This is a genomic window from Streptomyces sp. NPDC101393 (assembly GCF_044767385.1).
Classification (GTDB): domain Bacteria; phylum Actinomycetota; class Actinomycetes; order Streptomycetales; family Streptomycetaceae; genus Streptomyces.
Genome location: NZ_JBIWNU010000006.1, coordinates 1 through 13,458 on the forward strand (window position 1 = coordinate 1; position 13,458 = coordinate 13,458).

Annotated in this window: 5 protein-coding genes, 1 tRNA gene and 1 rRNA gene; 6 read left to right on the top strand and 1 reads right to left on the bottom strand. The window is 69.8% G+C overall.

The annotated features are described in order from the left end of the window. The 3 genes from rrf to ACIRQ7_RS19915 form a co-directional block, all read left to right on the top strand. Positions 1–87, top strand: a 5S ribosomal RNA gene (gene rrf / locus ACIRQ7_RS19905); the annotation flags it as partial. 115 nt (positions 88–202) lie between these two features. Next, the gene (locus ACIRQ7_RS19910) at positions 203–880 is read left to right on the top strand and encodes a DegT/DnrJ/EryC1/StrS family aminotransferase (protein WP_404263948.1); all 678 of its coding nucleotides are present in this window, start codon (positions 203–205) and stop codon (positions 878–880) included. 56 nt (positions 881–936) lie between these two features. Further along, positions 937–1,009 (top strand) — tRNA-Thr (locus ACIRQ7_RS19915). Between the two features lie 99 nt (positions 1,010–1,108). On the opposite strand, the gene ACIRQ7_RS19920 is transcribed toward ACIRQ7_RS19915, so the two are convergent. Next, on the bottom strand, positions 1,109–3,778 hold the full coding sequence (locus ACIRQ7_RS19920) for a SpoIIE family protein phosphatase (protein ID WP_404263951.1): 2,670 nt from the start codon (positions 3,776–3,778) through the stop codon (positions 1,109–1,111). 262 nt (positions 3,779–4,040) lie between these two features. Here ACIRQ7_RS19920 and ACIRQ7_RS19925 point away from each other — a divergent pair, with 262 nt between their 5' ends. The 3 genes from ACIRQ7_RS19925 (at position 4,041) to ACIRQ7_RS19935 (ending at position 13,373) form a co-directional block, all read left to right on the top strand. After that, a complete protein-coding gene (locus tag ACIRQ7_RS19925) occupies positions 4,041–9,569 on the top strand; it encodes a HAMP domain-containing protein (RefSeq protein WP_401480086.1) in 5,529 nt (1,842 codons plus the stop codon). A 255-nt stretch (positions 9,570–9,824) separates the two neighbouring features. Next, the gene (locus tag ACIRQ7_RS19930; protein ID WP_401480089.1) at positions 9,825–10,484 is read left to right on the top strand and encodes a two-component system response regulator; all 660 of its coding nucleotides are present in this window, start codon (positions 9,825–9,827) and stop codon (positions 10,482–10,484) included. Between the two features lie 111 nt (positions 10,485–10,595). After that, entirely contained in the window at positions 10,596–13,373 is a 2,778-nt protein-coding gene (locus ACIRQ7_RS19935; protein ID WP_404263954.1) for a DNA translocase FtsK, read from the top strand. The last annotated feature ends 85 nt before the right edge of the window (positions 13,374–13,458 follow it).

A 13,458-nucleotide genomic window follows, 5' to 3' on the forward strand; every position in this document is an offset into this window, starting at 1 on the left:
GGTTACATTTCGAACCCGGAAGCTAAGCCTTTCAGCGCCGATGGTACTGCAGGGGGGACCCTGTGGGAGAGTAGGACGCCGCCGAACAATTATTGAGCTCCGGCTCCTGAATCTGAGGATTCAGGAGCCGGAGCTTTTTTGTTTTGGTGCCGGGGTGGCGGGCGTAACGCCACGTTCACCTCGCGTCGCCAGTATCCGCGGCATGAGGACTGTGCGAACGCTTGAGTCGGCCGGTGTGCGCGCCGGTGATGAGGTCGTGGTGCCGGCCTACGGCAACGCCGAAGTGGCCGGGGCGGTGGCGGCGTTGGGCGCTGTGCCGGTGTTCGCGGACGTGGACGCGGACAGCTACTGCCTCGATCCTGCCGCGGTGTCGGATGTGGTGACGAGCCGGACGGCCGCGGTGGTGGCGATACACCGCTTCGGGCGGCAGGCGGACGCGGGGTGGATCCGGGAGGTCGGGCAGCGGCACGGGCTGCTGGTGGTTGTCGAGGAGGAGCCCGGGGCGGAGTCCGCCGGGGCCGAGCGGCGCCGGCAGCACGCCACGTATCTGGACAGCAGGCTGAGCGGGGTCGGGACGCCGACGCCGTCGGCGGGGCACACGTACGAGCGGTATGTGGTGCGGGTGCCGGGGAACGGCCGGCCGGACCGGGACGCGTTCGCGCGGGCGCTGCGGGCGAGGGGAGTGGCGTGCCAGGTGCCCGTACAGGCGCCTGTGTACCGGACGCCGGGGCTGTGGCGGGACGTGTTCCTGCCGCAGACGGAGCGGGCCGTTGACGAGACGCTGGCGCTGCCTGTGCATGCGGGGCTGTCGCGGCGGGAGTTGCACAGGATGGTCAGTGCGTGCAATGCGCTGGGGGGTCTGCTGGAGCCGGCCTTTTAGCTGGTGGGTGGTTCGGAGCTGCCGCGGAGTTCGGGTATGATCTATTCCGCTGACGCGCCCCAATAGCTCAGTCGGCAGAGCGTCTCCATGGTAAGGAGAAGGTCTACGGTTCGATTCCGTATTGGGGCTCTGGTGAGAGACGAGGCCCCCGCCGTATGGCGGGGGCCTTTGTCGTGTGCGGGAGTTGGCGTGGCCCCGGGGTGCGGGGCCACGCTCTGGTGGCTTCTCCTAGCGCGCCTGCAATTCCGGGACACGCATGGCGAGGATGGCCATGTCGTCGGATGCGGGTTCGGCGGCGAAGCGTTCCACGGCGCGCAGGACGCGGGCGGCGACGGCGCCGGCGGTGAGGCCCGTACAGGTCGTGAGGACGTCGGTGAGGCCGTCGTCGCCGAGCATGCGGGTGCCTTCGCGGCGTTCGGTGACGCCGTCGGTGACGCACAGCAGGACGTCGCCGGGGTCGAGGGTGACGGTCTGTTCGTAGAGTTCGAGGTCGTCCATGACGCCGAGCAGGGGCTGGGGTTCGGCGGCGGGCTCGACCGAGCCGTCCTGGCGGAGGCGGAGCGGGAGGGGGTGTCCGGCGCAGACGACCTTGAGGAGGGCGCTGCCGTCTTCCTGGGGCCAGAGTTCACCGTAAAGGAGCGTCAGGAAGCGGCTGCGGGCGCCTTCGTCGAGGATGGCGGCGTTCAGCCGCTCCAGGACGGCGGGGCCGCCGAAGCCCTCGCGGGCGAGGAGGCGGAGGGCGTGGCGGGCGAGGCCCGTGACGGCTGCCGCCTCCGGGCCCGTGCCGCAGACGTCGCCGATGGCGAAGCCGTACGCGCCGTCGCGGATGGGGAAGAGGTCGTAGAAGTCGCCGCCGACTTCGTTGCCTTCGCCTGCGGCGCGGTAGATGACCTCGACCTCGACGCCGGGGACGTCCGGCAGCTCCGGGGGCAGCAGGCTGCGTTGGAGGGACTGGCTGATGGCCGTCCGCTCGGAGTAGAGGCGGGCGTTGTCCAGGGCGAGGGCGGCCCGTCGGGAGAGGTCCTCGGCGAGTTCGAGGATTTCCTGGCGGAAGTGCTCCTCGGTGGGCTTGCCGAGGGTGAGCATGCCGATGACGCGGTTGCGGGCGACGAGCGGCAGGACGACGGTTTCGCCGCCGACCGCGGAGGCGGTGGCGAGGGTGGTGCCCGGACCGGTGGACGGGCGGGCGGAGTTGCCCAGCCCCAGACTGCGCAGTGAGGTGCGCAGGGCGGCGTCGTGGGCGGCGTCGGTGGGGGCGGTCCAGACGCGGGCGCCCGGGGTGGGGACCGGATCCGGGGGATCGACCTTCATCAGGAGGGTCTTGAGGCCGTCGATGCGGTCCTCGTCCTCGTGGAGCACGTAGGAGAGTTCGGGCTCGGAGGCCTGGTCGGCGACGGTGTAGACGGCACACCAGGTGGCGAGGGTGGGGACCGTCATCTGCGCCATCAGGGCCAGCGTCTGGTCGCGGTCGAGGGTGCCGGCCAGGAGGTCGGAGGCCTCGACGAGGAAGGACAGCGAGCCGCGGCGGAGCCTTTCGAGCTCGGTGAGGCGGGCGCGTTCGACGGCGAGGGCGATGCGGTCGGCGGCGAACTGGAGGCGCAGGGCCTCCTCGTTCGTGTAGCGGCCGGCGCCTTCCGCAGCGACGCCGAGGGAGCCGGTGAGGCGGCCCTCGACCTTGAGCGGGACGGTGACGACCGAGCGCATGCCCGTGCCGCTGAGGAGCGGGACGGCCCCGGGGACGGCGGTGAGGTCTTCGTGGACGGCGGGCATCCGGGCGGAGCCGTAGCGTCCGGACCCTGCTTCGACGGGGACCCGGGCGAACCGCTGGCGGGCGGAGGGCAGGCCGGTGGAGGCGCGGACCTCCAGCTCGGTTTCGTCGTCGGTGGCCAGCAGGAGGTAGGCGGCGTCGCCGTCGAGCATGTCGCGGGCGCGCTCGACGGTGCGCTGGAGCAGGCCGTCCAGGTCGTCGGGGGCCGGCGAACCGATGAAGACCTCGAACGGGTCGGAGGGGCGTCCCTCGCCCCGGTCGCCCTGTGACGCGGTATCGGGGGCGGGGGTCCGCTGGGGACTCTGCAGAATGGCGCGTTCGTGGTCGCGGACCAGGAGGCAGACCGTGGAGGCCTCGCCGTCGGCGTCGCGGACGCGGAGGTGGGAGGCGTAGACGGGGACGACCCGGCCGTCTGCGCCCCTTATGCCGTACGAGCCCTCCCAGCGGGAGAGCTGCAGGGCCTCGGCGATGCCGGTGCCGGTGCCGGGGGTGTGCGGCCAGGCGGCGAAGTCGGTGAGGGGTTTGCCGATGACCTGCTCGGAGTCGTACGCGAAGAGGTCGCGGGCGTCGTCGTTCCAGGTGCTGACGCAGCCGCCGCGGTCGATCTGGATGACGGCGACGCGGACCCGGCTGTCGGCGACGGGGAGCGCGTCCACGGGGAGGGCGGGTCCGGCGGAGCGGGTGCCGGCCGGGCGCTCGGGGAGGTCCAGCTGGAACCAGACGTGCTTTTGGGCGGCGGTGTACTCCACGCCCCAGCGGGAGGCCAGCGCGCCGCACAGCAGCAGGCCGCGGCCGCCCTCGCGGTCGGGGTGGACGACGGTCTGGCCGGCGTTCTGGAGCGGAATCTCACGCTCCGGGTAGCGGTCGGCGACGGAGATGCGCACCCCGCCCTCCGTCCGCAGGCACAGCACATCGGCGGCGGTGCCGGCGTGCACCACCGCATTGGTGACGAGCTCACTGGTGAGGACGACGGCGTCATCGACGATGTCGCCGTGGCCCCAGCCCTGAAGGGTGTCGCGGACGAAGGAGCGGGCAGTGGCTACAGAGCGCCCGACCGGCTCGAACGTGGCGGCGGCCCGCGCGGTGATCACTGGTCTCCTCATGCGTGTGTCGGTGATCTGCTCCCCCATGGTCGCGGCGCCCCTCCGAATACCTGTTGTGCTCCCGCCACCGCCCGAGCTGGATGGCCGGGGCGGATGGACAGCCGTATGCCAGGTTACTTACCTTCGCCGCGCCCGAGGATGCCGGTCACGGGTGTTTCCGTCCTAATCGTGCCTCGGGAGGGTGTGCGATGCTGCCGAACTGTTATGGCCTGGTTGGGCCATGGTGAAACACTGGGCAGGTATCAAGAGAAAGCCCGGGTAGAACGGTCGACCCTGCGGGAGGGACACGGTGGAGTCTGGCGCAGCCGCGCGAGCCACAAGCACGCGCGCGAAAAGCGGACGATCCCGGAACAACGGGACGACCGAGGTGGATACGGCTGCCCTGAATCGGCTGTTGGTCGCTCTGGTCGCCATGCGGGACGGGAACTTCCGCAAGCGGCTCACGGTTTCCGGCGATGGCGCGATGTCGGAAATCGCGGCGGTGTTCAACGAGGTCGCGGACCGCAATCTGCATCTGACGGGCGAGCTCGCCCGGGTGCGGCGGGTGGTCGGACGTGAGGGAAAGCTCACGGAACGGCTGGAGGTCGGCGCCTGCGAGGGATCCTGGGCCGCGGCCATCGACGCCTCCAACGCCCTGGTGGACGACCTCGTACGGCCCGTCTCCGAGGTGGGACGGGTGCTGTCGGCGGTGTCCGAGGGTGACCTGGAACAGCGGATGGACCTGCGCTCGCGCAGTTCGGACAGCTCGTCGGAGCATCCCCTCAGGGGCGAGTTCCTGAAGGTCGGCCGGACGGTCAACGGCCTGGTGGACCAGCTCTCCGCATTCACCGACGAGGTCACCCGGGTGGCCAGTGAGGTCGGTACGGAGGGCAAGCTCGGCGGGCAGGCGCGGGTGCGCGGTATGTCCGGTTCGTGGAAAGACCTCACGGAATCCGTCAACACGATGGCGTCCCGGCTCACCGCTCAGGTGCGTGACATTGCTCTCGTCACCACGGCGGTCGCGAAGGGCGATCTGTCCCGGAAGGTGACGGTTCACGTCGCCGGCGAGATGCTGGAGCTGAAGAACACCGTCAACACGATGGTGGACCAGCTCTCCTCGTTCGCCTCGGAGGTGACCCGGGTCGCCCGGGAGGTCGGCACGGAGGGCGAGCTGGGGGGCCAGGCACAGGTTCCCGGCGTCGCCGGCGTGTGGAAGGACCTGACGGATTCGGTCAATCTCATGGCCGGGAACCTCACCGCGCAGGTGCGCGGTATCGCTCAGGTCACCACCGCCGTCGCGAGCGGCGATCTGTCGCAGAAGGTCACGGTCAGCGCGCGCGGCGAGGTCGCGCAGCTCGCCGACACCATCAACACCATGACCGAGACGCTGCGCACCTTCGCCGACGAAGTGACGCGGGTGGCGAACGAGGTCGGCGCCGAGGGCCAGCTGGGCGGTCAGGCGCAGGTGCCGGGCGCGGCCGGTACGTGGAAGGACCTGACGGACTCCGTCAACACCGCCTTCCGCAACCTCACGGCGCAGGTCCGGGACATCGCGCAGGTGACGACGGCGGTCGCCAACGGCGACCTCTCGCAGACGGTCACCGTCGATGTCGCCGGTGAAATGCTGGAGTTGAAGAACACCGTCAATACGATGGTGGGTCAGCTGTCGTCGTTCGGTGCCGAAGTGACCCGGGTGGCGCGGGAGATCGGCGTCGAGGGCGAGTTGGGCGGCCAGGCGGCCGTGCCGGGCGCCGCGGGGACGTGGAAGGACCTCACGGACTCCGTGAACACCGCCTTCCGCAACCTCACCGGACAGGTGCGCAACATCGCGCAGGTGACGACGGCGGTCGCCAACGGCGATCTGTCGCAGAAGGTCACCGTCGATGTGTCCGGCGAGATGCTCCAGCTGAAGAACACCGTGAACACGATGGTGGACCAGCTGTCCTCGTTCGCCGATCAGGTCACGCGGATGGCCAGGGACGTGGGCACCGAGGGCCGTCTGGGCGGCCAGGCCCGGGTGGACGGCGTCAGCGGCACCTGGAAGGAACTGACCGACTCCGTCAACTTCATGGCGGGGAACCTGACCTCGCAGGTGCGGCAGATCGCGCAGGTGACGACGGCGGTCGCGCGCGGTGACCTGTCGCAGAAGATCGACGTGGACGCGCGCGGCGAGATCCTGGAGCTGAAGAACACCATCAACACGATGGTCGACCAGCTCTCCGCGTTCGCCGATCAGGTCACCCGGGTCGCCCGGGAGGTCGGCACGGACGGCAGGCTCGGCGGCCAGGCGCAGGTGCCCGGCGTCGCCGGCGTCTGGCGCGATCTGACCGACTCCGTCAACGGCATGGCCGGCAACCTGACGGCGCAGGTCCGGAACATCGCGCAGGTCGCCACGGCGGTCGCCCGCGGTGACCTGTCGCAGAAGATCGACGTGGACGCCCGGGGCGAGATCCTGGAGCTGAAGAACACCCTCAACACCATGGTCGACCAGCTCTCGTCCTTCGCGGAGCAGGTCACCCGGGTCGCCCGGGAGGTCGGCACCGAGGGCATCCTGGGCGGCCAGGCCGAGGTGCAGGGCGTCAGCGGCACCTGGAAGGACCTCACCCAGTCCGTCAACTTCATGGCGAACAACCTGACGTCCCAGGTGCGCAACATCGGCGAGGTGACCACGGCGGTCGCCCGCGGCGACCTGTCCAAGAAGATCACCGTCGACGCCAAGGGCGAGATCCTCGAACTCGTCACGACCGTGAACACCATGGTCGACCAGCTCTCGCTGTTCGCCGAGCAGGTCACGCGGGTCGCCCGTGAGGTCGGTACGGAAGGCCAACTGGGCGGCCAGGCCCGGGTTCCGGGCGTCACCGGCATCTGGAAGGACCTCAGCGACAACGTCAACCTGATGGCCAACAATCTGACCATCCAGGTGCGGAACATCTCGCAGGTCTCGGCGGCGGTCGCCAACGGCGATCTGACGAAGAAGGTGACGGTCGAGGCGCGCGGCGAGGTCGCGCAGCTCGCCGACACCGTCAACACCATGGTCACGACCCTGTCGTCGTTCGCCGACGAGGTCACACGAGTGGCCCGTGAGGTGGGCACCGACGGCATCCTGGGCGGCCAGGCCCGCGTCCCCGGCGTCGCCGGGACGTGGAAGGACCTCACCGAGTCCGTGAACTCGATGGCCAACAACCTCACCGGCCAGGTCCGCAACATCGCGATGGTCACCACCGCCGTCGCCAAGGGCGATCTGACCAAGAAGATCGACGTCGACGCGCGCGGCGAGATCCTCGCGCTGAAGACCACCATCAACACCATGGTCGACCAGCTGTCGTCCTTCGCCGAGCAGGTCACCAGGGTGGCCCGCGAGGTCGGGACGGAAGGCCAGCTGGGCGGTCAGGCGCAGGTGCGCGGCGTGGCCGGCACCTGGAAGGACCTGACCGAGTCCGTGAACGAGATGGCGGGCAACCTGACCCGCCAGGTGCGGGCCATCGCCGCGGTCGCCGCGGCCGTCACCCTCGGCGATCACAACGTCCGCATCGACGTGGACGCGGCCGGCGAGATCCTGGAGCTCCAGGACAACGTCAACACCATGATCTCCACGCTCCGCGAGACCACCCTCGCCAACGAGGAACAGGACTGGCTCAAGGGCAACCTGGCCCGGATCTCCGGCCTGATGCAGGGCCGGCGGGACCTCAAGGACGTCGCCACGCTCATCATGAGCGAGCTGTCGCCCGCGGTCTCCGCCCAGCACGGCGCGTTCTTCCTCGCCGCGCAGCCCGACAGCAAGGAGATCGGCGCGGACGGCGGCGAGGCCGGCGCGTACGAGCTGCGGCTCATGGGCTCGTACGGCTACGCCATGGGCGGGATGCCGACGACCTTCCGGCCGGGCGAGACGCTGATCGGCACGGCCGCGGAGGAGGGCCGCACGATCCTGGTGGAGAACGTCCCGGCCGGCTACCTCAAGATCGCCTCCGGGCTCGGGGAGGCGCCGCCGGCGAATGTGATCGTGCTGCCGGTGCTCTTCGAGGACAAGGTGCTCGGGGTGATCGAGCTGGCGTCCTTCCAGCCCTTCACCCAGATCCAGAAGGACTTCCTCAGCCAGATCGCCGAGATGATCGCGACCAGCGTCAACACCATCTCGGTCAACACCAAGACCGAGGTGCTGCTCAAGCAGTCGCAGGAGCTGACCGAGCAGCTCAAGGAGCGGTCGGGCGAGCTGGAGAGCCGGCAGAAGGCGCTGGAGCTGTCCAACTCCGAGCTGGAGGAGAAGGCCGAGCAGCTGCGCGAGCAGAACCGCGACATCGAGGTGAAGAACACCGAGATCGAGGAGGCACGGCAGGTCCTGGAGGAGCGCGCCGAGCAGCTCGCGGTCTCGATGCGCTACAAGTCGGAGTTCCTGGCGAACATGTCGCACGAGCTGCGTACGCCGCTGAACTCGCTGCTGATTCTGGCCAAATTGCTGGCCGACAACGCCGAGGGGAACCTCTCCCCGAAGCAGGTCGAGTTCGCGGAAACGATTCACGGCGCGGGCAGCGACCTGCTCCAGCTGATCAACGACATCCTCGACCTGTCGAAGGTCGAGGCCGGCAAGATGGACGTCAGCCCGACCCGGATCGCGCTCGTCCAGCTCGTCGACTACGTCGAGGCGACCTTCCGGCCGCTGACCGCGGAGAAGGGACTCGACTTCTCCGTACGTGTCTCCCCGGAGCTGCCGGCGACCTTGCACACCGACGAACAGCGGCTGCTGCAGGTGCTGCGCAACCTGCTGTCCAACGCGGTGAAGTTCACCGACAGCGGCGCCGTCGAGTTGGTCATCCGGCCGGCGGGAGCGGACGTCCCGGTGGCGATCCGCGAACAGCTTCTGGAGCACGGCTCGCTGCGCGACCCGGACGCCGACATGATCGCCTTCTCGGTGACGGATACCGGCATCGGCATCGCGTCCACGAAGATGCGGGTCATCTTCGAGGCGTTCAAGCAGGCGGACGGCACGACCAGCCGCAAGTACGGCGGTACGGGTCTGGGCCTGTCCATCAGCCGGGAGATCGCCCGGCTGCTGGGCGGCGAGATCCACGCCGCCAGTGAGCCCAGCCGCGGGTCCACCTTCACCCTCTACCTGCCGCACAACCCCGGCGGGCTGCCGCCGCAGGGCTATCCGCAGCTGGTGGCGGGCGGACTGGTGATGGACGCGGAGGCCCGCGAGATCGAGCACGGGCGCCAGGGCCAGGACCCGGACGAGGAGCAGCAGGGCGACGAGCCGGGGTCGGGGGGCACGCTCAACAGGCGCCGCCGCCGGGCGATTTCGGGCGCCGCACGCCGCTTCGCGCTGCCGGGCCAGCCGGCGCCTGCCCCGCAGCGGCAGCTGCCCCAGGAGCCGGCCCCGGAGCCGCCCCGGCAGGCCGCTCAGCCGGCCGAGGAGCCCTGGATCGGCAACGGCCAGGATCTGGTCGACCCGGTCTTCGAGGGCGGCTTCCACGGCGAGAAGGTGCTGATCGTCGACGACGACATCAGGAACGTCTTCGCGCTCACCAGCGTCCTGGAGCAGCACGGGCTCGCGGTGCTGTACGCGGAGAACGGCCGGGAGGGCATCGAGGTGCTGGAACAGCACGACGACATCGTCCTGGTCCTGATGGACATCATGATGCCGGAGATGGACGGCTACGCGACGATGGCCGCGATCCGCCGGATGCCGCAGTTCGCCGGGCTGCCCATCATCGCGCTGACCGCGAAGGCGATGAAGGGCGACCGGGAGAAGAGCATCGAAGCCGGGGCCTCCGACTACGTGACCAAGCCGGTGGATACCGATCATCTGTTGTCGGTCATGGAGCAATGGATGCGCGCGGGGTGACGGAGCGTCCAGTATGGAGGCGTAAGAGGATCACCGCGTGCTGACTCAGGGTTGCCGTGGACGTGTGGAAGCGTGTGATTCGGGGAACCTTCTGGTCCCTCGCTGCGTTTCTGCTAAGTGCACAGTGACATCGCGGTGACAGGGTGTGGCGACAGGCGGGGTGCAGCTACCATGACCGGCACAAGGACGGGCGGCGTGACGGAGTCGTCCCCTGGGGCGGCGTCCGGTTCCATGCCGGGGCGAGGAGGACGGGCCATGGTGCAGAAGGCCAAGATCCTCCTGGTCGATGACCGGCCGGAGAATCTGCTGGCGCTGGAGGCGATCCTCTCTGCGCTCGATCAGACACTGGTACGGGCATCGTCAGGGGAGGAAGCGCTCAAAGCACTGCTCACGGACGATTTCGCGGTGATTCTGCTCGATGTGCAGATGCCGGGGATGGATGGATTCGAGACGGCGGCGCACATCAAGCGCCGCGAGCGCACCCGTGACATCCCGATCATCTTCCTGACGGCGATCAACCACGGTCCGCACCACACCTTCCGTGGCTACGCCGCCGGCGCGGTGGACTACATCTCCAAGCCGTTCGATCCGTGGGTGCTGCGCGCGAAGGTCTCGGTGTTCGTCGAGCTCTACATGAAGAACTGCCAACTGCGGGAGCAGGCCTCCCTGCTGAGGCTGCAGCTGGAGGGCGGGCGGCCGAGCGCCAGCGAGGCGAGGGAGTCCGCGGGGCTGCTCGCCGAGCTCTCGGCGCGGCTGGCGGCGGTCGAGGAGCAGGCGGAGGCGCTGTCCAAGCAGTTGGACGAGTCGGCGGATGCCGCGGCCGTGGCCACCGCCGCCCATCTGGAGCGCAAACTCACCGGCCTGCGCCGGGCGCTGGACGCACTCGAACCCGGTTCGGGCACCGCCGCGGGCTGACCGGCGCTCCCGGCGGGGCCTGACGCCCTTTCATGAGGCGGGCGCACGACACGGATGGGTGAAGGGCCGTGCGCTCGTGTCATGCCCGCCGTCCGCTGTAATCTCGACGCCATGGCCTCACGTACGTCCGGCAAGGGAACCCAGAGCACGGCGGGCCCCTCGAAGCAGCGCGCCGGACAGCCCGGGGGCGCGGCCAAGAAGACCGCCGCGAAGAAGGCGCCCACCAGGAAGCCGCCGGTGAAGAAGACCGCGGCCGCGAAGAAGGCTCCGGCCAAGAGGGCGCCCGCGAAGAAGGCGGCCCCCAAGCCGGTGCCGTCCCCCACCGGGGGTATCTACCGCCTCGTCCGGGCCTGCTGGCTCGGGGTGGCGCACGGCATCGGCGCGCTGTTCCGCGGGGTGGGCCGGGGCGCGAAGAACCTCGATCCGGCGCACCGCAAGGACGGCCTGGCGCTGCTGCTGCTCGGGCTGGCGCTGGTCATCGCGGCCGGCACCTGGTCCAACCTCAGCGGCCCGGTCGGCGACCTCGTCGAGCTGCTGGTGACCGGCGCGTTCGGCCGCCTCGACCTGGTCGTGCCGATACTGCTGGGCGGTATCGCCGTACGGCTGATCCGGCATCCCGAGCAGCCCGAGGCCAACGGCCGGATCATCATCGGGCTGTCCGCGCTGGTGGTCGGGGTGCTCGGGCAGGTCGCGATGGCGTGCGGATCCCCGGGCCGGGGCGAGGGCATCGCGGCGATGCAGGACGCGGGCGGCTATCTCGGCTGGGTCGCGTCGAAGCCGCTGATCTTCACCGTCGGGCAGACCCTCGCCGTGGCGCTGCTGGTGCTGGTGACCGTCTTCGGGCTGCTGGTGGTCACCGCGACCCCGGTCAACGCCATCCCGCAGCGGCTGCGGGCGCTGGGCGCCAAGCTGGGCGTGCTGGAGCCGGCGGTGAGTCCGGCGGACGCCGAGGAGCCGGAGGAGTACGCCGAGGAGTGGCGTGAGCAGCCCGACCGCAGGCCCCGCAGGGGCGCGGCGATCTCGCCGGCGGACCCGGACGCGAGAGAGGAGGAGGCGCTGTCCCGGCGCCGCCGTCCGCGCCGGGCCTCCGTACAGCCCGATCCGGACCGGCCGATGGACGCGGTGGACGTGGCCGCCGCGGCTGCCGCCGCACTGGACGGCGCCGTGCTGCACGGCGTGCAGCCCTCGCCGCTCGTTGCCGGGCTCAGCAGCAGCATCTCCGGGGAGCGCCGGGAGCGCGACGAGGGCACGGGGGAGAGCGGTTCGGTGCCGCCGGCCCGCGACGCGGGGCGCGGCGTGCCCGGCAAGCGGGACGACGCCGAGGACACCCCGGCGGTGCCGGACTTCACCAAGGCGCCGCCGGAGCCGTCGGGCGATCTGCCGGCCCGTGCCGAACAGCTCCAGCTGTCCGGCGACATCACGTACTCGCTGCCGTCCCTGGACCTGCTGGCGCGCGGTGGCCCCGGCAAGACCCGCAGCGCCGCCAACGACGCCATAGTGGCCTCGCTGACGACGGTCTTCCAGGAGTTCAAGGTCGACGCCGCGGTCACCGGTTTCACCCGCGGCCCGACGGTCACCCGGTACGAGGTCGAGCTCGGCCCGGCCGTGAAGGTCGAGAAGATCACCGCGCTGGCGAAGAACATCGCCTACGCCGTCGCCAGCCCCGACGTCCGCATCATCAGTCCCATCCCCGGCAAGTCCGCGGTCGGCATCGAGATCCCCAACACCGACCGCGAGATGGTCAACCTCGGCGATGTGCTGCGGCTGGCCGACGCGGCGGGCGACGAGCACCCGATGCTGGTGGCGCTCGGCAAGGACGTCGAGGGCGGCTACGTCATGGCCAACATGACGAAGATGCCGCACGTCCTGGTCGCCGGCGCCACCGGCTCCGGCAAGTCCTCCTGCATCAACTGCCTGATCACCTCGGTGATGGTCCGGGCCACCCCGGAGGACGTGCGGATGGTGCTGGTCGACCCCAAGCGCGTCGAACTGACCGCTTACGAAGGCATCCCGCACCTGATCACGCCGATCATCACGAACCCCAAGCGTGCCGCCGAAGCACTCCAATGGGTGGTCCGCGAGATGGACCTGCGCTACGACGATCTCGCGGCGTACGGATACCGGCACATCGACGACTTCAACGAAGCGGTCCGCAGCGGCAAGATCACCTCGCCCGAGGGCAGCGAACGCGAGCTGTCCCCGTATCCGTATCTGCTGGTGATCGTCGACGAGCTGGCGGACCTGATGATGGTCGCGCCGCGGGACGTGGAGGACTCGATCGTCCGCATCACGCAGCTGGCCCGCGCCGCCGGTATCCACCTGGTGCTCGCCACCCAGCGCCCCTCCGTCGACGTCGTCACCGGCCTGATCAAGGCCAATGTGCCGTCCCGGCTCGCCTTCGCCACCTCCTCGCTCGCCGACAGCCGGGTCATCCTCGACCAGCCGGGTGCGGAGAAGCTGATCGGCAAGGGCGACGGACTGTTCCTGCCCATGGGCGCCAACAAGCCCGTCCGTATGCAGGGTGCCTTCGTCACCGAATCCGAGGTCGCGGCGGTCGTCCAGCACTGCAAGGATCAGATGGCACCGGTCTTCCGCGACGACGTCACGGTCGGCACGAAGCAGAAGAAGGAGATCGACGAGGACATCGGCGATGACCTCGATCTGCTGTGCCAGGCCGCCGAGCTGGTGGTTTCGACGCAATTCGGGTCGACATCGATGCTGCAGCGGAAGCTTCGGGTGGGCTTTGCCAAGGCCGGACGGCTGATGGATCTCATGGAGTCCCGCAACATCGTCGGGCCCAGCGAGGGGTCCAAGGCCCGCGATGTCATGGTGAAGCCGGATGAATTGGACGGAGTGCTCGCGGTGATCCGGGGGGAGGCTACGGAGTAGCACACACTTCCGGATCGCTCATACGAGAGGGAAAAGCAACCGTTTCTTCTGCCGATACGTCAAGTTGAGGGAGATGAGGGAACGA